The organism is Pseudomonas sp. NPDC087346 (assembly GCF_044744235.1).
GTDB lineage: Bacteria > Pseudomonadota > Gammaproteobacteria > Pseudomonadales > Pseudomonadaceae > Aquipseudomonas.
The window spans coordinates 48,233-70,209 of sequence record NZ_JBIUXX010000022.1 but is presented as its reverse complement, the minus strand read 5'-3'; the positions used below and the strand labels follow the sequence as shown (position 1 = coordinate 70,209).

At 58.6% G+C, this 21,977-nt stretch carries 18 protein-coding genes; 4 read left to right on the top strand and 14 right to left on the bottom strand.

Annotated elements, in window-relative coordinates:
- Positions 1-78: 78 nt before the first annotated feature.
- Complete coding sequence (gene pgl, locus ACIOZM_RS15315; protein ID WP_401215261.1) at positions 79-792, bottom strand: 6-phosphogluconolactonase; 714 nt, start codon at positions 790-792, stop codon at positions 79-81.
- A complete protein-coding gene (gene zwf, locus ACIOZM_RS15310; RefSeq protein ID WP_401215258.1) occupies positions 779-2,245 on the bottom strand; it encodes a glucose-6-phosphate dehydrogenase in 1,467 nt (488 codons plus the stop codon). Before zwf ends, pgl begins: the two co-directional genes overlap by 14 nt.
- Positions 2,246-2,471: 226 nt before the next feature.
- On the opposite strand from zwf, the gene ACIOZM_RS15305 reads away from it, so the two are divergent.
- Positions 2,472-3,332 carry a MurR/RpiR family transcriptional regulator gene (locus ACIOZM_RS15305; RefSeq protein ID WP_171057240.1) on the top strand — a complete coding sequence of 287 codons (861 nt, stop codon included), beginning with the start codon at positions 2,472-2,474 and terminating at the stop codon, positions 3,330-3,332.
- A 145-nt stretch (positions 3,333-3,477) separates the two neighbouring features.
- On the opposite strand, the gene ACIOZM_RS15300 is transcribed toward ACIOZM_RS15305, so the two are convergent.
- The 11 genes from ACIOZM_RS15300 to edd all read right to left on the bottom strand — a co-directional run bounded on the left by ACIOZM_RS15300 (position 3,478) and on the right by edd (position 17,155).
- Positions 3,478-4,332: a D-hexose-6-phosphate mutarotase gene (locus tag ACIOZM_RS15300; RefSeq protein ID WP_401215255.1), complete on the bottom strand. Its 855-nt coding sequence runs from the start codon at positions 4,330-4,332 to the stop codon at positions 3,478-3,480.
- A gap of 192 nt (positions 4,333-4,524) precedes the next feature.
- Positions 4,525-5,874, bottom strand: a complete 1,350-nt coding sequence (locus ACIOZM_RS15295) for a carbohydrate porin (RefSeq protein ID WP_401215252.1) — start codon at positions 5,872-5,874, stop codon at positions 4,525-4,527.
- Between the two features lie 221 nt (positions 5,875-6,095).
- Entirely contained in the window at positions 6,096-7,256 is a 1,161-nt protein-coding gene (locus tag ACIOZM_RS15290; RefSeq protein ID WP_401215250.1) for an ABC transporter ATP-binding protein, read from the bottom strand.
- Positions 7,257-7,258: 2 nt separating this feature from the next.
- Positions 7,259-8,104, bottom strand: coding sequence for a carbohydrate ABC transporter permease (locus tag ACIOZM_RS15285; protein ID WP_401215247.1), 846 nt, complete (start codon positions 8,102-8,104; stop codon positions 7,259-7,261).
- Positions 8,097-9,005, bottom strand: a complete 909-nt coding sequence (locus tag ACIOZM_RS15280) for a carbohydrate ABC transporter permease (protein ID WP_401215244.1) — start codon at positions 9,003-9,005, stop codon at positions 8,097-8,099. The genes ACIOZM_RS15285 and ACIOZM_RS15280 overlap by 8 nt, the downstream gene beginning before the upstream one ends.
- Before the next feature lie 147 nt (positions 9,006-9,152).
- Positions 9,153-10,454, bottom strand: a complete 1,302-nt coding sequence (locus ACIOZM_RS15275) for an ABC transporter substrate-binding protein (protein WP_401215242.1) — start codon at positions 10,452-10,454, stop codon at positions 9,153-9,155.
- Positions 10,455-10,572: 118 nt separating this feature from the next.
- Complete coding sequence (locus tag ACIOZM_RS15270; RefSeq protein ID WP_401215239.1) at positions 10,573-11,832, bottom strand: AGE family epimerase/isomerase; 1,260 nt, start codon at positions 11,830-11,832, stop codon at positions 10,573-10,575.
- 192 nt (positions 11,833-12,024) lie between these two features.
- Positions 12,025-13,494, bottom strand: coding sequence for an ATP-binding protein (locus ACIOZM_RS15265; protein ID WP_401215236.1), 1,470 nt, complete (start codon positions 13,492-13,494; stop codon positions 12,025-12,027).
- Positions 13,484-14,215 carry a response regulator gene (locus ACIOZM_RS15260; protein ID WP_401215233.1) on the bottom strand — a complete coding sequence of 244 codons (732 nt, stop codon included), beginning with the start codon at positions 14,213-14,215 and terminating at the stop codon, positions 13,484-13,486. Before ACIOZM_RS15260 ends, ACIOZM_RS15265 begins: the two co-directional genes overlap by 11 nt.
- Before the next feature lie 166 nt (positions 14,216-14,381).
- Positions 14,382-15,332: a glucokinase gene (locus ACIOZM_RS15255; RefSeq protein ID WP_401215230.1), complete on the bottom strand. Its 951-nt coding sequence runs from the start codon at positions 15,330-15,332 to the stop codon at positions 14,382-14,384.
- Positions 15,329-17,155 carry a phosphogluconate dehydratase gene (gene edd / locus ACIOZM_RS15250; protein WP_401215227.1) on the bottom strand — a complete coding sequence of 609 codons (1,827 nt, stop codon included), beginning with the start codon at positions 17,153-17,155 and terminating at the stop codon, positions 15,329-15,331. Before edd ends, ACIOZM_RS15255 begins: the two co-directional genes overlap by 4 nt.
- A 220-nt stretch (positions 17,156-17,375) precedes the next feature.
- Here edd and gap point away from each other — a divergent pair, with 220 nt between their 5' ends.
- Positions 17,376-18,377, top strand: a complete 1,002-nt coding sequence (gap, locus tag ACIOZM_RS15245) for a type I glyceraldehyde-3-phosphate dehydrogenase (RefSeq protein ID WP_401215225.1) — start codon at positions 17,376-17,378, stop codon at positions 18,375-18,377.
- Between the two features lie 301 nt (positions 18,378-18,678).
- Here gap and ACIOZM_RS15240 read toward each other — a convergent pair whose 3' ends face one another.
- On the bottom strand, positions 18,679-19,362 hold the full coding sequence (locus ACIOZM_RS15240) for a helix-turn-helix transcriptional regulator (protein WP_401215224.1): 684 nt from the start codon (positions 19,360-19,362) through the stop codon (positions 18,679-18,681).
- Between the two features lie 238 nt (positions 19,363-19,600).
- Here ACIOZM_RS15240 and ACIOZM_RS15235 point away from each other — a divergent pair, with 238 nt between their 5' ends.
- Positions 19,601-19,885: a transcriptional regulator gene (locus ACIOZM_RS15235; RefSeq protein WP_401215222.1), complete on the top strand. Its 285-nt coding sequence runs from the start codon at positions 19,601-19,603 to the stop codon at positions 19,883-19,885.
- Between the two features lie 44 nt (positions 19,886-19,929).
- Positions 19,930-21,966: a Mu transposase C-terminal domain-containing protein gene (locus ACIOZM_RS15230; protein ID WP_401215220.1), complete on the top strand. Its 2,037-nt coding sequence runs from the start codon at positions 19,930-19,932 to the stop codon at positions 21,964-21,966.
- Positions 21,967-21,977: the final 11 nt, after the last annotated feature.

Genomic DNA, 21,977 nt, shown 5'->3' with positions numbered 1-21,977 from the left:
AGAGGCTGTCGATCAGGGCAACTTTGTCCGCCATGGAAACGGTCGGGGATGGGGTTGTCATAGCGGCTGTTCCTTGGCTCATGGGCACCAGTAAATCTCTAACGTGGGTTGCAGAAACGCGCGAACCGGCATGGCAGCGACATCGTCACTGGCCAATGCGGCGTTGAGGGTGGTCAGTTTCGACGCACCGGAAATCGACAGAATCTTGTGTCGGGCCGAAGCCAGCAGCGCACGGCTCATGGTCAGGCGCTGACGTGGCACACTCGGCGCCAGCATCGGCCAGCAACGGCGTGTGCCATCGGCCTGCAACGCTTCGGCAAGGTTCGGGCTGTTGGGGAACAGCGACGCGGTGTGACCGTCATCGCCCATGCCCAGCACCAGCACATCGATTGCCGGCAACTCAGCGAGCAAACGATCGGCCTGTTCAGCCGCCTGTTCGACATTCGCCGCAGCGCTATAAAGGCTGAGAAACTTCGCCTTGGCCGCCGGGCCTTTGAGCAGGTATTGCTTGAGCAGACCGGCATTGCTGTCGGCGTGTTCGACCGGCACCCAGCGCTCGTCGGCGAGGGTCACGACGACTTTCGACCAGTCCAGATCCTGCTTGGCCAGGTGCTGGAAAAACGCCACCGGGCTACGACCGCCAGACACCACCAGCACCGCGTTGCCGCGTGCAGCGATGGCTTCGCTCAGTTGCTTGGCAACGTTCAGCGCCAGGCCTTCGGCCAACAACACCGGGCTCTTGAATGGGTGGGCGTTGACGCCCGCAGGCAGTTTCACATCAGATATCGCCATACCACGACCTCCCGTCCCGCGTGATCAATGCAATCGAGCTCATCGGCCCCCACGACCCGGCCGCATACGGCTTGGGCGCGTCACCGGATTTCTTCCAGCCGGCGATCAACTGGTCACACCACTTCCACGCGGCTTCGATTTCATCTTTACGGACAAACAGGTTCTGATTGCCGTTCATCACTTCCAGCAACAACCGCTCGTAGGCATCGGGAATCCGTGCGCTGCGCCAGGTGTCGGAGAAATTCAGTTGCAGCGGGCCGCTGCGCAGTTGCATGCCTTTGTCCAGGCCCTGCTCTTTAGTCATCACGCGCAAGGAAATGCCTTCATCCGGTTGCAGGCGAATGATCAGTTTGTTGCTGATCTGCAAGCGCTGCTCGGGGGCAAAGATGTAGTGCGACGGTTCCTTGAAGTGGATGACGATCTGCGACAGCTTTTGCGGCATGCGCTTGCCGGTACGCAGGTAGAACGGCACGCCGGCCCAACGCCAGTTGCGGATATCGGCACGCAAAGCGACGAAGGTTTCGGTGTCGCTCTGGGTGTTGGAATTCGGTTCTTCGAGGTAACCAGGTACCGGCTTGCCTTCGCTGTAGCCGGCGATGTACTGACCGCGTACCACTTGGGTGGTCAGGCCTTCCGGGCTGATCGGCGCCAGTGCCTTGAGCACTTTGACTTTCTCGTCACGGATGCTGTCGGCGGACAGGTCGGCCGGCGGGTCCATGGCGATCAGGCAGAGCAACTGCAACAGGTGATTCTGGATCATGTCGCGCAGTTGGCCGGCCTTGTCGAAGTAGCCCCAACGGCCTTCGATACCGACCTTCTCGGCCACGGTGATTTCCACGTGGGAGATGTAATTCTGGTTCCACTGGGTTTCGAACAGGCTGTTGGCGAAACGCAGGGCGATCAGGTTCTGAACGGTCTCTTTGCCCAGATAGTGGTCGATGCGGTAGGTGCGGTTCTCCGGGAAGAATTGCGCCACGGCGTCATTCACTTTGCGCGAGGATTCCAGATCGGAGCCGATCGGTTTTTCCAGCACTACACGAGTGTTTTCCGCCAGACCGACTTTCGCCAGGTTCTCGCAGATCGCGCCGTACACCGCCGCCGGAGTGGCGAAGTAGGCAATCATGCGCTGAGCGGTGCCGGCCAGTTCAGCCAGGGTTTCGTAATCTTCAGCCTTGAGAAAGTCGACGTGCAGGTAAGTCAGGCGCGAGAGAAAACGCTCGGCCACGGCTTCGTCCAGCTCTTTACCCACGTAGCGACGCAGTTCGGCGGCAATGAACGCCATGTGCTGCTGCTCGGTGCCGGTCTCACGGGCCAACGCGATGATGCGCGTGTCCTCGTGCAACAGGTCGGCGCCATCGAGGTGATAAAGGGCAGGAAACAGCTTGCGCAGGGCCAGGTCGCCAAGGGCGCCGAACAAGGCAAAGGTGCACGGTTCAACCGTAATCGAAGGCATGATGTTTGTTCTTTTATCAAGTTAAGCTACAAATACCTTTTTTCAAGGCATCACTCAAGGGAAAATGTAGTAATAACCACAACATTTTCGCAAAATACAGATTCCGAGTGGTGGTCGGTCGGAGCCCCCAGTAGGATAGGCCACCGTTACGGGCCATATCAAAGGCCCAATTTGCATAGCCCGGCGTACCTTTGCGCAGGTGAATTAGGAATTCCATATGGACCGCGTGCGAAATTTACTGGAACAGATCCAGAGTCGCCTTGAAGACCTGAACAAGGCCGAACGCAAAGTCGCCGAGGTGATCCTGCTCAACCCACAGCAGGCCACTCGCTTCAGTATCGCCGCCCTCGCCCAGGCGGCGTCGGTGAGTGAGCCGACGGTCAACCGCTTCTGCCGTTCGTTCGGCGTCAGCGGTTACCCGGAACTCAAGCTGCAACTGGCACAGAGTCTGGCCAGCGGCGCGGCGTATGTCAGCCGTGCGGTGGAAGCCGATGACAATCCCGAGGCGTACACGCAGAAGATTTTCGGCAGCGCCATCGCCTCGCTGGACAGCGCGTGTCAGGCGCTTGATCCGAACCTGATCAGCCGCGCCGTCGACCTGTTGATTCAGGCGCGGCAGATCCACTTCTTCGGCCTCGGTGCTTCGGCTCCGGTGGCGCTGGATGCACAGCACAAGTTCTTTCGTTTCAATCTGGCCGTCACGGCGCATGCCGATGTGCTGATGCAGCGGATGATTGCTTCGGTGGCGCACACCGGCGAGTTGTTCGTGATCATTTCCTACACCGGCCGCACCCGCGAACTGGTGGAAGTGGCGCGCATTGCCCGCGAGAACGGCGCTTCAGTGTTGGGCCTGACCGCCGAGAATTCGCCGCTGGCCAAGGCCAGTACGTTGAGCCTGAACATTCCGCTGCCGGAAGACACCGACATCTACATGCCGATGACTTCGCGGATCATTCAGTTGACCGTGCTGGATGTGTTGGCGACAGGTATGACTTTGCGTCGCGGGGTGGACTTCCAGCCGCATCTGCGCAAGATCAAAGAGAGCTTGAACGCGAGCCGGTATCCGGTGGGTGACGAGTTCAACTGATCCCGATGATTTGTAGTGAATGAGCGGACCTCATCGCTGGCAAGCCAGCTCCCACAGGTTCATCAGCGTTCGCCAATTGTATGTTCGGCGCGGACACTGTGGGAGCTGGCTTGCCAGCGATGGGGCCAGCAGAGGCAACAAAAAACTAAGCCGCTGCCCAAGCCTGCAAACTCAGATGCGCCTTCTCCCCCGGCGCCAGATGCAGGCTATCCGTCCCGCCCGCCGCCGCCTCGACACAGACAAACTCCGATATCTCATCCCACGTCACGCCGAGCAACGGTCGCGACCCCGGATGCCAGACCACTGTGTCGGCACTGTCACCGGTATCGATGCACAACTCGCGCTGCCAGGCGTGATCTTTCAGCTGTAATTCACCGTCGTGCTGGAACACCCGCTGACAGCCGCCATCGACGCGCAACTCGCCTTCCTGCTGACAAACCTGCCGGCTCAACTGGTCATAACCCTGCGCGCCTTCGAGCCCGGACAGCGCTATCTCACCGACATCGCCGATACGCCAGTAAGCATGCAAAGCCTGGCTCATCTGGCAGGGCATGTCGTCCTGATGCTCGGTGCTCAGGCGCAATTCCATGCGTTCGCCAAGGTGCGCGTGCAGGTCCACCTGCCAGTCGCACAACTGCAATTGCCAGTGCAGACGCACGCCGTCTTCGGCGCTGCTGCTGTCGAGCAGTTTCCAGTCGAGCAGCCGCGCCCAACCGTGAGACGGCCAGGCATTTTCGCTCGGATGACGGCCATACCACGGCCAGCACACCGGCACACCACCACGAATCGCGCCGACATGCGGCCACTTCGCCGCGCACCACAACCACGGTTTCTGGCCACGAGGCTGAAAGTGCAGCAACTGCGCACCCTGACGACTGAACACCGCCTGACACAGCGGATGATCGATCACCAACACATCGCGCATCTGATAGCGCTCCCAGGCGAATACCGATCGCTCGCGCAGGGATTTGAAGAAGCGTTGTAGCGGATGCTCATGCATGGGCCACGGTCCTGAAAATCATGGGGGTACTCAACAATCCAAAAGCCTTGCCACAGAAAACCCTTTAGCCATAAAAATTCTATAGCCACACATGCGGACGACAAATCATGCGTGCGAGCCTCGCAAAAAAAAGCGGACAGCCTTGGCTGTCCGCAAATATGCGCACATAGAGAGGAGCTTATCGCAGACGCGTTAGAACACCGACTGAATTTTCAGACCGGCAACCAATGCGTTGTCCACTGCATCAACACCGCCCGGGTGGGTGATGTATTGCAGGTTGGGACGCACAGTCAGCCAGTTGGTAACGTGGAAGCCGTAGTTGACCTCGTAGTTGTATTCGGTTTCACGAATAGGCGAGAACACCGGGTTGTCGTAGTCCGAAACACCGTTGGAGGCGTTCAGCAGTTCGGCGTTTTTCTTCACGTCATCGTTGACGTGGATACGCGCCGCACCGATGCCGACGTCATCCTTCGGACGTGCGTCGAACGGGCCTTTGTAGACAAACATCACCGACTGGTAGTTGTCGATGAAGTTGGTGTCCTTGTCGTGGAACGTCGCGTTGGCAGCGATGTTCAGACCGCGTGTTGCGTCGCCGTTGTGGCTGGTGAGTTGCTGTTGCGCAACGAACCAGTAGCCGTGTTTGCTGCTGTGGGTCTTGTAGGCGTCGCGGGTGGTTGCAGCGTCGTTACCGTTGATGTCTTCACGGACATCGGCGGCATCAGCCGTGCTCTTGTAGTAACCCACGCGGTATTCGCCTGGCAGGCTGTTGACCTTCGGCGACCAGACCAACTCAACTGGCAATACGGTACCGGCAGTACCGCTACCGCTGAGTTTGAAGCCGTTGCCGTGTTCCAGTTGCGACGGGTTCTGGTTGTACGCACCGATCTGAGCGTAGAGCTCGTCATTGATGTTGTACTTCACGCGGATCGCGGCCTGGCTGACTGGCCAGTTGTACCAGATGTTGGTTGCCCAGTTACCCACCTGGGAACCGCAGAACGCCAGGTTCTGGAATTCGCACGGGAAGGTGTTGAAGTCTTCGCCTTCACCGAAGTAACCTGCCTTGACGTCGAGTTTGTTGTCGAAGAACTGGTGCTGAATCCACAACTGGGTCAGACGCACCATGTGGCCGCGACCATAGACTTCTTGCGAAGAACTCAAGGTGCCGGCACGCGGATCGCCAACGCGGTCGTTGGAGATGTTCTGACCATTACGGTTGGTCAACTGGATCTTGGCCTGAGTGTTGTCCCAGCCCAGCAGTTTTTGCAGGTCCAGCGCGGCGCCGAGGCCGAACTGGTCGCTGTAACGCGCAGTCTTGTCGTTGTTGTAGCCACCGTGCAGGTTGCCACCGACTTCACCGACGTAGTCCATCTTGATGTCGATACCTTGCTCGATCAGCTTGGTACGCTCGCCACCCCAATCGCCCGTCATCCATTTGGAATCGGAGCTGAAGGCATCCGCAGCCATCGCATTACCGGCCAGCACCAGTGCTGCCGCGGCTGACACTTGGCAGATCAACCGGGCATTGACGTGTTTCTTTTTCATCCCTACATCCTCGTCTTTATTGTTATTAACTGTTTTTATCTAACGCGGTTTACATAAATTGCGGCGGATGACAGGTCATCCACCGCGTGCTCCTTGTGGAATCCGATCCCTGTGGGAGCTGGCTTGCCAGCGATGGCATCGACCCGATTCGACGACGGACCGAGCTGCCTGCATCGCTGGCAAGCCAGCTCCCACATGAACGCATTCCAACATTGATCTGTTTACCGGCCTTTGAACTGTGCGACGTTCGCAGAACGCGCTTCGGTTTGCGTCTGGCCCGCAACGCCCAGTCGCTCGCCTGTCTTGGCATCGAACAGCAATACTTTCGACGGATCGAATTGCAGTGTCAGGGTCTCGCCAACCTGCGGCGCCACGTCCGGTGCCAGACGGCAGCAGACCTTGGTGTCGTTGAGGTTGACGAAGACCAGCGTGTCCGGCCCCGTCGGTTCGGTGACCTGAACCTCAGCCTTGATGCTCGGCAAGCCATTGCCCTCGCCGTTCGCCAGCACGATCTGTTCCGGGCGCAGGCCGAGGATCACTTCGCGATCTTCAAGCCCGGCATCCTGCATGCTCATCGGCAACTCGCAACGCGCCTGGCCGCTATCGAGCAGCGCCAGCAGGCGACCGTCCTTGCGTTGCAGGCGCAGCGGGATGAAGTTCATTGGCGGCGAACCGATGAAGCTCGCTACGAACAGGTTGGCCGGATCGGTGTAGATCTCTTTCGGCGTACCGAACTGCTGAATGATCCCGTCCTTCATTACCGCAACCTTGTCGCCCAGAGTCATCGCTTCGATCTGGTCGTGGGTCACGTAGACCGTGGTGGTCTTCAGGCGCTGGTGCATCAGTTTCATTTCGGTGCGCATCTCGACGCGCAGCTTGGCGTCGAGGTTGGACAGCGGTTCGTCGAACAGATAAATCTTCGGCCGACGAGCCAGCGCGCGACCCATGGCCACACGTTGTTGCTGACCACCGGAGAGTTGGCCCGGCTTGCGATTGAGCAGGTGTTCGATCTGCAACAGCTTGGCCACGCGAGCGACTTCCTCGTCGATGTCTGCCTGTTTCATCTTGCGAATCTTCAGACCGAACTCGATGTTCTCGCGCACGCTCATGGTCGGGTACAGCGCGTAGGACTGGAACACCATGGCGATGTCGCGATCCTTGGGGCTCATGCCGCTGACGTCTTGATCACCGATCATGATCGCGCCGCCGGTAATGGTTTCCAGGCCGGCGATGCAGTTCATCAAGGTCGATTTGCCGCAACCCGACGGGCCGACAAGGATCAGGAACTCACCGTCCTTGATCGACAGTTCGATGTTCTTCAGGGTGTCCGGCAGGCCGGCACCGTAGGTCTTGTTTACGTTGCGAAGTTCGAGCGTTGCCATGATTACCCCTTGACTGCGCCGGCCGTCAGCCCGCGCACGAAATACTTGCCTGCGACCACATAGACCAGCAGGGTCGGCAGCCCGGCGATCATCGCCGCCGCCATATCAACGTTGTATTCCTTGGCCCCGGTGCTGGTGTTGACCAGGTTGTTCAGCGCCACCGTGATCGGTTGCGAATCGCCGCTGGAGAACACCACACCGAACAGGAAGTCGTTCCAGATCTGCGTGAACTGCCAGATCAGGCAGACCATGATGATCGGGGTCGACATCGGCAGAATGATCCGCCGGAAGATCGTGAAGAAACCTGCGCCGTCGAGGCGTGCAGCTTTCACCAGCGCATCGGGAATGCTCACGTAGTAGTTACGGAAGAACAGCGTAGTAAACGCCAGACCGTAAACCACGTGGATGAACACCAAACCGGTAGTGGTGCTCGCCAGGCCCATCTTGCCGAGGGTGAACGAGGCCGGCAGCAGCACGGTCTGGAACGGCAGGAAGCAGCCGAACAGCAGCAGACCGAAGAACAGTTGCGAACCGCGAAAGCGCCACATCGACAGCACATAGCCGTTCAACGCGCCGATGGCGGTGGAGATCAATACTGCCGGAACGGTGATCTTGATCGAGTTCCAGAAATAACCGTCAACCGTAGCCCAGGCCTTGACCCAGCCAATGCCGCTGACCACGGTCGGCCAGCTCAGCAGGTTGCCGGTGCTGATGTCTTCCGGAGTCTTGAAGCTGGTCAACAGCATAACCACCAGCGGAATCAGGTAGAGAAATACAGCGAAGATCAGCACCGCGTAGATCGCGATGCGACTCAGGCTGATCGCAGGTTTGGCAGCGAGACTAGTCATTACGCTTGGTCCTCAGCTCGGAGTACAGGTAAGGCACGATGATCGCGAGGATCGCACCGAGCATCAGAATCGCACTGGCCGAACCCATGCCCATCTGACCGCGACTGAAGGTGAAGGAATACATGAACATCGCTGGCAGGTCGGAGGAATAACCCGGGCCACCGGCGGTCATCGCTGCGACGAGGTCGAAGCTCTTGATCGCGATGTGGGCGAGGATCATCACCGCACTGAAGAACACCGGACGCAGGCTTGGCAGCACCACTTTCCAGTAGATCGTCGGCATGCTCGCGCCGTCGATCTGCGCCGCACGGATGATCGATTGATCAACCCCGCGCAGGCCGGCGAGGAACATCGCCATGATGAAACCCGAGGCTTGCCATACCGCAGCGATCACCAGGCAATACACCACGCGATCCGGGTCGATCAGCCAGTCGAGACGGAAGCCTTCCCAGCCCCAGTCACGCAACAATTTGTCCAGGCCCATGCCCGGGTTGAGCAGCCATTTCCATGCGGTACCGGTCACGATCATCGAGAGCGCCATCGGGTACAGGTAAATGGTGCGGATGAAACCTTCGCGGCGGATTTTCTGGTCGAGGAACACCGCCAGCAGCACGCCGATCACCAGCGTGATGCCGATGAACATGCCACCGAACACCGCGAGGTTCTTGCTCGCCACCCACCAGCGGTCGTTGTCGAACAACCGCGCGTATTGCGCCAGTCCGGCCCACTTGTAGGTCGGCAGGAACGTCGAGGTAGTGAACGACAGAACGAACGTCCACAGGATGTAGCCATAGAAGCCCACCAGAACGATGAACATGCTCGGCGCCAGCACCAGTTTCGGTAGCCAGCGCTGCAGTGCATCGAACGGCGAGGCCTTGCTGAACACAGCAACAGAACTCATGGGGAAATCCAGTACAGGGGAAAAGGACTACTTTTGAAATACTTCCCCTGTAGGAGTGAGCCTGCTCGCGATAGCGGTGTGTCAGTCAGCCAATCATTGACTGAGAGATTGCAATCGCGAGCAGGCTCGCTCCTACAGGTCCAAGCATTACTTGGACGACTTGATCGCAGCGCCAAGTTTCTTGGCGGTGTCGGCCGGGTCGGCTTTCGGGTCGTTGATGTAGTTGGTCACGACATCAAAGAACGCGCCCTGCACGGCGAGCGTGGTCGCCATGTTGTGCGCCATGCTTGGCTGCAGGCCGCCGCTTTTCGCGTCAGCCAGGAAGTCCTTGGCAGCGGTCTGGGCGCAGGAGTCGAAGCCGAGCTTCTCCATGTTGTTCAACATGTCGATGCGAACCGGGATCGAGCCTTTGTTGATGCTGAAGACTTTCTGGAAGTTTTCACCCAGCACGACTTTGGCGATGTCCTTCTGACCGGCAGCAGTGCCCGCGTCTTTCTGCTTGAACACGGCCAGCGAGTCGATGTTGTAGGTGAACGCCTTGTCGGTGCCCGGGAACGCTACGCACTCGTAGTCCTTGCCGGCGATTTTCTTGGCAGCGGTCCATTCGGACTTGGCCCAGTCACCCATGATCTGCATGCCGGCCTTGCCGTTGATGACCTTGGCTGCTTCGAGGTTCCAGTCCTGGCCCTTGCCGTCGGCGTCCATGTAGGTCGCGACTTTCTTCAGCTCGGTCAGCGCCTTGACCATTTCCGGACCGGTCAGGGTAGCGTTGTCCAGATCGACCAGGGCTTTCTTGTAGCCATCGACACCCATCACCGACAGCACGACCGCTTCAAATACGGTGCTGTCCTGCCAAGGCTGGCCACCGTGGGCGAGCGGAATGAAGCCCGCAGCCTTGAGCTTGTCGCCCGCTGCGTAGAATTCTTCGAGGGTGGTTGGATTCTTGGTGATACCGGCTTTCTTGAAGACTTCCGGGTTGATCCACAGCCAGTTCACACGGTGAATGTTCACCGGCACTGCCACGTAATCACCTTCGTACTTCACGGTATCGGAGACTTTCTTGTCGAGCAGGCTGTCCCACTTCTCTTCTTTGGCGACGTCTTTCAGAACGTCGGTGTCGAGCAGGCCAGTGGATGCCCATTCCTGGATGTCCGGGCCCTTGATCTGGGCGACGCCAGGAGGGTTGCCAGCAACAGCGCGGCTTTTCAGCACGGTCATGGCAGTCGAACCGCCACCACCGGCGACAGCGCCGTCTTTCCAGGTGAAACCGTCTTTTTCGACTTGGGCCTTGAGTACATCAACGGCAGCTTTTTCGCCACCGGACGTCCACCAGTGCACGACTTCAACCGAACCTTTGGATTCGGCAGCGGAAACACTGAGGGGCAGAATTGCGAGCGGGAACAGGGAGGCGACAGAAATGACAGTAGCGAGGCGAGAAATCGCATTCATCTGAGATGTACCTTTCTTGTTGTTATGCATGCAAGTCTGGTGCTTGCGCTGCACAGGAGTTTAAACAGGGCGTTTCCCCTCGCAGGTAACGAAGGGACGCGCAAATGTCACCACATGGTTACACAGGAGCGCTCTGGGACAAGTGCGCCAAGGCAGTCGCCATACTGGGTGACAAGGGTAGACGAGGAATCAGCACCGCTTGCCAGGCGTGATACAGGTCCGGTTTGCCCGCCCAGATATCGGCACTTGGGCGGTTTTGCGGGTCGAGTTCGTGATGCCAGCTGCCATCGCAGCGATCAATGAAATACGTTTCGCAGAATTCCCAGAACAGTCGGTACCAGGTCTCGTATTGCTCTTCCCCGGTACGTTTGAGCAAGGCACTCGCAGCCGCGCTGGCTTCGGCGTGCGTCCAGTGCAGGCGATGGCGCACCACCGCTTTGTTACCCCAATCGAGGGTGTAGACGATGCCCGGCGCACCATCGACGTCCCAGCCGTGACGGCAATTGTGTTCGAAGAGTTTTTGCGCATCGGTTGCCAGCCAGCCGGGCGTCAGCATGCCCGCCTGGACTCGCGCCGCTTCGAGGTGCAGCAACAGCCGCGCCCATTCGAAACCGTGGCCCGGCGTAGTGCCGTAAGGACGGAAGCCGTCGGCGGGATTGTCGTGGTTGTATTCGCGCAGCGGCTGCCAGTCGCGGTCGAAGTGCTCGATCACCAGATAATCATTGGCGGCGGCATGCTTATGGATCACCCGCTCGACGATGCGCTGGGCGCGGATCAGCCAGCGTGGGTCTTCGGTGACATCGGCGAGGGCGAGGAAGGCTTCAGTCGCGTGCATGTTGCTGTTGGCACCGCGATAGGCTTCCTCTTCGCTCCAGTCGCGATTGAAGAATTCACGCATGGCGCCCTCTTCTTCGCTCCAGAACCAAGTGTCGATGATGTCGATAGCGTCATCGAGCAAGGCTTGTGCGCCGGGACGCTTGGCGACCACCGCCGAACTTGCGGCGAGAGCGACGAACGCATGCAGATAGGCGTTCTTACCGGTATTGCCATCGCGGTGTTCAGCGACCGCGAACCAGCCGCCGTGCACCGCATCACGTAGCGGCCCGCGCAGGGCCGCGATGCCGTGATCGACCAGTTCGGCGAACCCCGGCAGGCCCTGAATATGGGCCATGGCGAAGCTGTGGGTCATGCGGGCGGTGTTCATGGTTTCGGCCTGGGCGTTCGCCGGCAACTGGCCGCGTTCGTCGAGATTGCCGAAACCTTGGGCAAGCTTTGAAGCCTTGGCGAACGCCAGCAGGCGCAGGCCTTCGTCGGCGAGCCATTGCTGATGGGCAGGGGCGTTCAGCCAACTGCTGAAGCCTGGGTGAAAGGTGTCCATGGGTGACCCTTTTTTGTTGTTATGACTGCGGGAGAGTCTAAACAACGGGTCGAGTCGGGCTTGTAACGAAGGGGGCGGGTTTTGTCACCGGTCAGTGACAAAATAGAATCAAAAGATCGCAGCCTCCGGCAGCTCCTACAGGGAAATGCATTCCAAATGTAGGAGTTGCCGAAGGCTGCGATCTTTTGATCTTCAATCGACTGAACGCGGTAGTTGCAGGGTCACTCGCAAGCCGCCGTCCCGCAGATTCTGCAATGTCACCTCACCGCCATGGCTGTGGGCGATGTTGCGTGCAATCCCGAGACCCAGCCCATAACCCTGCTGCTGACCGGCCAAGCGGAAGTGCGGTTCGAACACCTGCTCCAGCCGCTGTTCCGGCACTCCCGGCCCCTCATCGTCAACGTGCAGGACAAACGCACTTTCATCGTCATCGATGTGCAAATGCGCGTTCTGCCCGTACTTCAATGCGTTATCGATCAGATTGCCGATACAACGCTTCAACGCCAGAGGCTTGCCCGAATACGCCGCCAGCGCCCGCCCCTGCTGGGTCACGCGGCCATTGCCGTTCGGCGCCAGGTAAGGCTCGACCAGACAATCCAGCACATGATTGAGATCCACCGGCTCGATGTTCTCGTGAATGTCAGTGTCTTTCACGCACTGCAACGCGCCTTTGACCAGCAGTTCCAGTTCATCCAGATCACGGCCAAACTTGGCTTGCAGGGTTTCGTCTTCGAGCAATTCGACCCGCAGACGCAAGCGCGTGATCGGCGTACGCAGGTCGTGGGAAATCGCGCTGAACAACTGGCTGCGCTCGGTCAGGTAACGGCTGATGCGCTCGCGCATGCTGTTGAACGCACGCCCGACCTCGACCACCTCACTGCCGCCACCCTCGGCCACTGGTTCGACGTCAGCACCCAGCGACATATCCCGCGCTGCACGGGCCAGACGCTTGAGCGGCCGGCTCTGCCAGTGCACCAACAAGCCGATGAACAGCAGCAGAAAACCGCTGGTGAGGACGATGAACCACACCTGTTGCGCCGGCAGGCCCTGCTCTTCAAGACTGGTGTATGGCTCAGGCAACAGCGAGGCGATGTACAGCCATTCGCCCGGCGCCATTTGAATCTGCGTGACCAGTACCGGCGGGTTCACCGGCTCCAGCGTCAGCGCGTAATGCGCCCACGAACGTGGCAGTTCATCGAGCTTCAGCCCGGCGTTGAAAATCCGCAGATCCTCGGGACTGACGAAAGTCACCGAGATATCGGTGTCATGGCCCAGCGACTGACGCAGCACTTCATCCACTGCCTGCATCACCGCCGCTTTACGCGGCGTAACCGGTAGCACGTCCATGCCCAGCGGTTTGTCGTTGAGCGTCACGACGAAACGCGTGCCACCCATGCTGCGCAACTGGTCGAGCACCAATGGACGATAAGCGACCGGCAACGAACGAAAATAGCTGACGCTGGCGGTCATCGAATGCGCAAGGCTGCGGGCGCTGGTGACCAGCCCTTCGAGCTGGGTGGCACGCAGTTGCGAGACCCAGATCACGCTCGACAGCGTCTGTGCGAACAGCACCGCCAGCAGAGTCAGCAGCAGCATTCGCCCGAGCAGCGAGCGCGGCACCGGTACTTTGGCGGCGAACTTGCGCAGCGACTCAGTGACCATTGCCGGCAACCACACTGGCTGCCAGTTGGTAGCCGCTGCCACGCACGGTACGGATCAGCCGTGGCGGCTTTTCCGTGTCGCGCAGGCGTTGGCGCAAGCGGCTGACCGCCATGTCGACGATACGATCAAGCGGCATCAGGTCACGCCCGCGAGTAGCGTTGCCGATGGTGTCGCGGTCGAGGATTTCCTGCGGATGATCGAGGAACAGTTTGAGCAAAGCAAAGTCGGCGCCGGACAGAATCACTTCCTCGCCGTCGGTGTGGAACAGCCGATGACTGACCATGTCCAGCCGCCACTCATCGAAGGCCAGCACTTCGCTGCCGCTACGCTCCTGACCGAATTGCGCACGACGCAGCAACGCCTTGATCCGCGCTTGCAGTTCACGCGGGCTGAAGGGTTTGCCGAGGTAATCGTCGGCACCGAGTTCCAGACCAATCACGCGGTCGGCCTCGTCGGAACTGGCGGTGAGCATGATGATCGGCACCTGCGCCTGGCGCGGATGCTGGCGCACCCAGCGGCACAGACTGAAGCCGTCTTCGTCGGGAAGCATCACATCGAGGATCACCAGATCGCTCGGCGCATCGTTCAGCGCCTGACGGAAACTGGCGCCATCGGCCGTGGCCCGTACCTGAAAACCCGCGCGGGTCAGGTAGGTCTCCAGCAACTCGCGTATCTCCTGGTCGTCATCGACCAACAAAATCGACTTGTTGATTGAGCTCACTTCGAAGGCGTCCTTGTTGTTGGAATTGGGGCGGATTATGCCTGATGAACCTTGGGTCTTTGTTGTCTGTTCTGGCCTCATCGCTGGCAAGCCAGCTCCCACAGGTTTTGTGAACTACATAGATCCTGTGGGAGCCTGGCTTGCCAGCGATGCAGACGACTCGGTATCAAGCCTGTTCGAGGGCTACACCGGCCCCCACAAGCCCGGAATACGGCGCTGTCACCAGCCACACCGGAATCCCCTTGAAGTAATCGCTCATGCAGCCCTTGTCGGCAAAGCTGCGGGCGAAACCGCTTTCGAGGAAGAAATCGGCGAACCGTGGAATCACCCCACCGACGATAAACACCCCGCCGCGCCCGCCAGTGGTCAGCACGTTATTGCCGGCCACGCGGCCGAGCCAGCAGCAGAACTGCTCAAGCACTTCCAGGGCAATCGGATCACCCGCAAGCCCGGCGGCGGTAATCGCTTCCGGCGTGTCGAGCTTCGGTTCATGGCCATCGACCGCGCAGATCGCCCGGTAAACCCGGGGCAAGCCACCGCCGCTCAGCGCAGTTTCAGCGCTGACGTGGCCAATCTCGTTGTGGATGTGCTGCCAGAGCTGGGTTTCACGCGGGCTGCTCAGCGGCAGATCGACGTGACCGCCCTCCCCCGGCAACGCAGCAAAACGACCTTCGCCCAAGTCCAGCAAGGTACCGACACCAAGACCAGTGCCCGGGCCGATCACCACTGCCGGACGCAACGGTTCCGGTGTGCCTTCGCAGACCACGCGGAATTCGCCGGGCTGCAAACGGGTCATGCCCAGCGCCATCGCCGAGAAATCGTTGACCAGCAACAACTGCTCGACCTGCAAGGTCTGGCAGAACGCCTTGCGGCTCAGGCGCCAGTGGTTGTTGGTGAACTTGAAAATATCGCCGCTGACCGGACCGGCCACCGACAGACACACCGAACCAATCGAACCCGGCGCCAGACCGAGCCCGCTCAGATACAGGCTGATCGCCTCTTCCGGGCTGGCGTGGTCGGCCGTGGCCAACACCTGAACCGATTCCAGTTGCTGATCTTTCCACAACGCGAATCGTGCGTTGGTGCCTCCGATGTCACCGACCAAAGCCAGTTTCAATTAAGCGTCTCCAGGGCAGAAGTGAAGGCGCTGGCGCCCTGCTCCGCCGAGCTGAAGGCCATGCGCATAAAGCCGAACAGCTCGCGCCCGCTGCCGATGTTATTGGCCAGCAGACCCTTGGCAGGTTCGCGTGCTGCAAATTCTTCGGCGTCCACCTTAAGCTCCAGGGTGCCTTTGACGCCATCGACGCGGATGATATCGCCCTCTTGCACCCGCGCCAAAGCGCCGCCGACATAAGCTTCAGGGCTGACATGGATCGCCGCCGGAATTTTCCCCGAGGCGCCGGACATGCGGCCGTCGGTGACCAGCGCAACTTTGAAGCCGCGATCCTGCAATACGCCAAGGAACGGCGTCATCTTGTGCAGCTCGGGCATGCCGTTGGAACGCGGGCCCTGGAAGCGCATCACCGCGACAAAGTCTTTTTCCAGCAGACCGGCCTTGAACGCATCGGCCAGATCCTGTTGGTCCTGGAACACCATGGCCGGTGCTTCGACGATCTGATTTTCCAACGCCACAGCGGACACCTTCATCACGCCGCGACCGAGATTGCCTTCCATCACGCGCAGACCACCCTCCGGCGAGAACGCACGGGCGACTGGACGCAGGATGTTTTCGTCGAGGCTTTCAATCGGGCCTTCACGCCACACCAACTCACCGTTATCGAGGAACGGTTCCTTGGTGTACTTGCTCAAGCCGTGGCCGAGCACGGTATTGACGTCTTCGTGCAACAGGCCGGCTTCGAGCAGTTCGCGGATCAGGAACGACATGCCGCCCGCTGCCTGGAAGTGGTTGATGTCAGCCTTGCCGTTCGGGTAGACGTGGCTGAGGGTAGGCACGACTTCGGAGAGGTCGGCCATGTCCTGCCAGGTCAGTTGAATGCCTGCCGCCATGGCGATGGCCGGCATGTGCAGGGTGTGGTTGGTCGAGCCGCCGGTGGCGTGCAGCGCCACAATCGAGTTGACCAGCGATTTCTCGTCGACGATTTCGCCGATCGGCATGAAGTTGCCATTCTGTTTGGTCAGGCGCGTGACCTGATGCGCCGCTTCGCGGGTCAGGGCATCACGCAGCGGCGTGTTCGGGTTGACGAAAGACGCGCCCGGCAAGTGCAGGCCCATGACTTCCATCAGCAACTGATTGGTGTTGGCGGTGCCGTAGAAAGTGCAAGTGCCCGGGCTGTGGTAGGACTTCATCTCCGATTCCAGCAGCTCTTCGCGCGTCGCCTTGCCTTCGGCGTACTTCTGCCGTACGTCGGCTTTTTCCTTGTTGGAAATCCCCGAGACCATCGGCCCGCCCGGAACGAAGATCGTCGGCAGATGGCCGAAACGCAGCGAACCCATCATCAGGCCCGGGACGATCTTGTCGCATATGCCGAGCATCAGCGCGCCGTCGAACATGTTGTGGGACAACGCCACCGCCGTGGACAGCGCGATCACTTCGCGGCTTGGCAGGCTCAGTTCCATGCCCGGCTCGCCCTGGGTCACGCCATCGCACATCGCCGGGGTGCCGCCAGCGAACTGGCCGACCGAGCCGATTTCGCGCAGGGCATTCTTGATCTGTTCGGGAAACACTTCGTACGGCTGATGCGCCGAGAGCATGTCGTTATAGGAAGAAACAATGGCGATGTTCGCCGAGTTCATCATCCGCAGGCTGTGCTTGTCTTCGCTGCCGCAACCGGCCACGCCATGGGCGAAGTTGGCGCATTGCAGCTTGCCGCGCATCGGCCCGTCAGTGGCGGCACCGCGAATCAGTGCAAGGTAAGCCTGACGCGTGGCGCGGCTGCGGGCGATAAGCCGTTCGGTGACCTCAAGAACGCGGGGATGCATGTGTAGAACTCCAGGCTAACGGATGTGGCGACCTGATTGTCTATGCTGATCAAACGCCGTTGTTGTTGGAATGACAGACGGTTTTTTTGACCATTCGGACCAGTTGATTCAGGTCACTCGTTGTAGATAAAACAAAATATTGCCACTAAAAAGGCTTGTTTTCTATTTTTATGCGAATAATCTTGTAATTCCAACAACAAAACGACGGCGGCGCTGTTCCATGACTCTTCGAATCGCAATCAATGGTTTTGGCCGCATCGGCCGTAATGTCCTACGTGCACTGTATACCCAAGGCTATCGACAGGATTTGCAGATCGTCGCCATCAATGATCTGGGCGACAGCTCGATCAATGCTCATCTGCTCAAATACGACACCGTTCACGGCACGTTCGACGCGCAAGTCGAGCATGACAACGAGAGCCTGACGGTCAATGGCGACCGCATCGCAGTCAGCGCCATTCGCAACCCGGCCGACCTGCCGTGGGCCGCCGAAAAAATCGATGTGGTATTCGAATGCACCGGTCTGTTTACCGACCGTGCCAAAGCCGCCGCGCATATTACTGCCGGCGCACGCAAAGTGATCATCTCGGCCCCGGCCAAAGGCGCCGACGCCACCGTCGTTTATGGGGTGAACCACGACATTCTGCGCCAGTCGCACCAGATCATCTCCAACGCTTCGTGCACCACCAACTGCCTGGCGCCGGTGGCGCAGGTGCTGCACCGCGAACTGGGGATCGAAAGCGGTCTGATGACCACCATTCACGCCTACACCAACGACCAGAACCTGACCGACGTCTATCACACCGACCCGTACCGCGCCCGTTCGGCCACGCAGAACATGATCCCGAGCAAGACCGGTGCTGCCGAAGCCGTTGGTCTGGTGCTGCCGGAACTGGCGGGCAAACTGACCGGCATGGCCGTGCGCGTACCGGTGATCAATGTGTCGCTGGTGGACTTGACCGTTCAATTGAAGCGCGAAGCTTCGGCGGATGAGGTCAATGCTCTGCTCAAGGCTGCGAGCCAGCATTCGAAAATTCTGGGTTACAACACGTTGCCGCTGGTTTCGAGTGACTTCAACCACAATCCGCTGTCGTCGATTTTCGACGCCAACCACACCAAATCCACCGGCAAACTGCTGAAAGTGCTGGCTTGGTACGACAACGAGTGGGGCTTCTCCAACCGTATGCTCGATAACTGCCTGGCGCTGTGTAACGCTGAGTAAAGAAAGACATTTGTATCCATGTGGGAGCCAGCCTGCTGGCGATAGCGGTTTTATCTACACCAATTAGGGTGACTGATAGATTGCTATCGCCAGCAGGCTGGCTCCCACTGTGAGTTAGCGTTCTAGATGGCACCAAAGGAAACAGGTGGGAAGAAGAGGGAAGAAACTGGAAAACGCAGGAAAGGCGCGGGCTTCAGAGAAGGTTTAGCGAAAAAGCAGGGCCAAAGACGCGCACGGGGGAAATTGAGCCAATTTCCCCCGTTTTAGTAGAACGACCATTTTTCAAGCGGCACGTTTGGCACTAGATCATCCAGCCCCCAGCCCACACCACCCGCCCAATGATCTGGAGTGAATCCAAGCGATCCTGCGGAACAGTAATCATCTTGTAAGCAGGATTGGCACTGATCACCAGGATACTGCCGTCAAACTCTCGCTGTAGGCGCTTCGCATAAAGCAGGTCGTCAATCCTGATCACGTAGAAGGCCTCTCCCTGGAGGACATTTCTACTGAGGTCGACCATCACGGTATCGCCGTCACTCAGAATAGGCTCGTTTGAGTCTCCATCAACGCGCACAGCCGCCAGTTCCGCCGGATTGAGCCCTTTCCGCCGAAGACTGTACTTGGTGAAGGCCAGCATGGTCAGAACCTTCACACCCTCGTTCCACGCACCATGCCCCTGGCTAACTCTCGCATCGTAGAGAGGAATATAGGCGTAGCTATCATCCTGAGCCCCAGCCTGCGCGCCAGTCGGCACCATCTCTCCTTCGCCAGTCGCAAGCCATCCGATATTTGCCTGTGCAGCCTGTGCAATCGCCACAAGCCGAGAAACCTTCGGCTCGCTGTCGCCCGTCAGATAGGACTCCAGCGTGCTACGCGGAATGCCCGTACGTCGCGAGAGCTCTTCCCCATTGCCCACCGCACTAGCGCAGGCCCGGATTCGCTCCGATAGGCCTTTTGCGTATTTCTCGATCTCGCTGTCTGGCATTTCGTTTTCCTAGACCGAGAAAGCGAAATGCCATTTATCGGCAAAACGAAATTTCGCTTTCTGAAAAAAACCATAAAAAACAAATAGATAGCCGAATTTGACCAACAACCACACGAAAAACCGAAACGAAATCTTCGGTTTTCTGTTGATGATCTAGCTGAAAACGGCTAGCTTATTCACAAGGGAACGTTAGAACCCCTTAAAAACCACTATTTCAAGTGGCACCGGAACCCAAAAAATGACGACAGATAACGAAATTCCGAAAGACCCCGCGATGCGTTGGGAGTGGATCAAGTTCCAACTTCGTACTCACGGTACATCGCTATCCGACCTGGCTCGCAAGCTTGAGGTTGAAAGGAATGCACTTCACAACGTGAAGCGCTTGCCTTACCCAAGGATGGAGTCAGCAATCGCAAGGGCTCTTGGCATGAAGCCTTATCAGATCTGGCCAGACCGCTGGGCCGAGGATGGGACGCCTCTACGCCGATCAAGTCGCACCGATTCGGCTTCGGAAAATGACTAGAAGTCTAACGCTTTATTACCAAGAACACATCACAGGCATGACTCATGACTAAATCACTTGGCTGGTACACCGCGCAGGAACTCGCGGGATTGCCGGGGATGCCTAAAACAACTCGGGCAATCCAGATTCGGGCCAAGGCCGATTGGCAAGGTCGCAAGCGTGATGGCTCAAAGGCTGTGGAGTATCCAATAGCCATTTTCCCGGCCGAAACCCAAGCCGCTCTGTTGGAGAAAGCTGTTTCCGCTCCAGTTGAAGTAAGTACCTCCGTTGCCCCCATTGAAGGCGAGCAATCCCCGTCGCTTGGCACAGCAGGACTCAATGACAAGCAGCGTCAGGTAATGGCCGCACGCTTGGCATTTTGTCGGGAAATTGAGCGAATGATGGGAGCCGTATCACAGCGTGCAGCCATAGAAGCGCTTATCCAGAGTGCGAAGGCGGGAACACTTTCTACATACCTGATGAATCGTATAGAGGTCGCAAACGATCGTCTGACGGGTGATCGAGGATTGTCCGAGCGCACGCTAAAGCGCTGGCTTTCTACATGGCGAACGGCTGGACGGGATGAAGGGTCTTTGGCTCCACTGCGCCAACGGGCAAATCTTGGGATGCCCGACTGGCTACCAGCATTCCTCCGTTGCTATCAGCGCCCGACAAAACCGTCCATGGCAGCCAGTTACGCGGAGTTTGCTGCCAGCTTCACCGGCACTCCCCCAAGCATTCATGCAGTTCAGCGCATGCTGAAAAAACTGTCGCCCGAAGCTTTAAACCGAGGGCGCATGAGTCCTCAAGAACTCAAGTCGCTGCAACCGTTTCGCCGCCGGTCAACAAAGAATCTTTATCCCGGTGACGTGTACACAGCTGACGGCCACAAATTTGACGCTGAGGTCATCAACCCGATTACGGGCAAGCCCTATCGCCCTGAAATTACGACGGTGTTGGACGTCGCAACTCGCAAAGTTGTTGGTGTCTCGGTCGGCGAATCCGAATCCGCATTTGGGGTTTTGGATGCCCTAAGGGATGCCGTTCGCGATTGCATGTTCAATATTTTCTATGTGGACAACGGCTCAGGTTTCGACAACGACACCGTGCGCGAAGTCGTAGACCGCTTGGGCGGCACAATGACCCACTCGCTGCCCTACAACAGTCAGGCTCGGGGGCTCTCTGAGCGCGGGCATCAGACCATTTGGGTGCGTTCAGCCAAGAAACTGACCAGCTACATCGGGGCTGACATGGATAAGCATGCGGGTACTCGCATACATCGCATAGGCCGGAAGGAGCTGCGCGAAACCGGGAAAAGCCGTGTCTTGCCCACGTTCGGCGAATTCATGTCTGGCGTTGAATACGAAATCGCGACCTACAACAGCACACCCCATCGCGGTCTTCCAAAGTTTCGCGATCCAGAAAATGGCGTCATGCGGCATATGACCCCGAATGAGGCATGGCAATCCGCAATTGACGAAGGTTGGGAAGCCATGACCGCGTCCGATTCACTTGTTGATTCGCTCATGCGTCCGCAGACCCTTCGCAGGACTCGGCGTGGTGAGATCGCATGGGCAGGCAACACATATTTTTCGACTGATCTAACGGCCTTGCACGACCAAGAAATACGTATTGCCTACGACGTTAGAGATGCTAGCCAGGTCTGGGCATACACGTTAGACGGAGAACTGATCGGTGCCGCCAAACTCGATGGAAACAGCACGGATTACATGCCTCGAACCATGCTCGAGATGGCCCGCGAGAAGAGACAGCAAGGCCAATTCAAACGAGCAGTAGACAAGGTGGAAACGCTAACAGGTCACCGCGTTGAAATGATCGCACCTACGACGGCACCGTCCGCAAACCTTTCGGTGGAAGCACTGGAAGCGGCGAGAGATTACGCGAAGGCGTTAGAGCAACAACGTCCGAAATTTGAAATTCCGGGCGACGACGTAGCGCGATACAGACTTTGGATTCGATTGGATCAGAGAAAAACGACGGGGGAAGAGCTGACCCCAGAAGAAGCCAGGTGGCATGAGCGTTACCCAAACCACCCGGATTTCACAGCGATGCAAGAAGTATTTCAACAACACGCGGGATAACAACACCCCGC

Bases quoted from the DNA above. Each gene is read 5' to 3' on its own strand.
- pgl (WP_401215261.1), bottom strand. From the start codon at position 792: ATGGCGATATCTGATGTGAAACTGCCTGCGGGCGTCAACGCCCACCCA.
- zwf (WP_401215258.1), bottom strand. From the start codon at position 2,245: ATGCCTTCGATTACGGTTGAACCGTGCACCTTTGCCTTGTTCGGCGCC.
- ACIOZM_RS15300 (WP_401215255.1), bottom strand. From the start codon at position 4,332: ATGCATGAGCATCCGCTACAACGCTTCTTCAAATCCCTGCGCGAGCGA.
- ACIOZM_RS15295 (WP_401215252.1), bottom strand. From the start codon at position 5,874: ATGAAAAAGAAACACGTCAATGCCCGGTTGATCTGCCAAGTGTCAGCC.
- ACIOZM_RS15290 (WP_401215250.1), bottom strand. From the start codon at position 7,256: ATGGCAACGCTCGAACTTCGCAACGTAAACAAGACCTACGGTGCCGGC.
- ACIOZM_RS15285 (WP_401215247.1), bottom strand. From the start codon at position 8,104: ATGACTAGTCTCGCTGCCAAACCTGCGATCAGCCTGAGTCGCATCGCG.
- ACIOZM_RS15280 (WP_401215244.1), bottom strand. From the start codon at position 9,005: ATGAGTTCTGTTGCTGTGTTCAGCAAGGCCTCGCCGTTCGATGCACTG.
- ACIOZM_RS15275 (WP_401215242.1), bottom strand. From the start codon at position 10,454: ATGAATGCGATTTCTCGCCTCGCTACTGTCATTTCTGTCGCCTCCCTG.
- ACIOZM_RS15270 (WP_401215239.1), bottom strand. From the start codon at position 11,832: ATGGACACCTTTCACCCAGGCTTCAGCAGTTGGCTGAACGCCCCTGCC.
- ACIOZM_RS15265 (WP_401215236.1), bottom strand. From the start codon at position 13,494: ATGGTCACTGAGTCGCTGCGCAAGTTCGCCGCCAAAGTACCGGTGCCG.
- edd (WP_401215227.1), bottom strand. From the start codon at position 17,155: ATGCATCCCCGCGTTCTTGAGGTCACCGAACGGCTTATCGCCCGCAGC.
- gap (WP_401215225.1), top strand. From the start codon at position 17,376: ATGACTCTTCGAATCGCAATCAATGGTTTTGGCCGCATCGGCCGTAAT.
- ACIOZM_RS15240 (WP_401215224.1), bottom strand. From the start codon at position 19,362: ATGCCAGACAGCGAGATCGAGAAATACGCAAAAGGCCTATCGGAGCGA.
- ACIOZM_RS15235 (WP_401215222.1), top strand. From the start codon at position 19,601: ATGACGACAGATAACGAAATTCCGAAAGACCCCGCGATGCGTTGGGAG.
- ACIOZM_RS15230 (WP_401215220.1), top strand. From the start codon at position 19,930: ATGACTAAATCACTTGGCTGGTACACCGCGCAGGAACTCGCGGGATTG.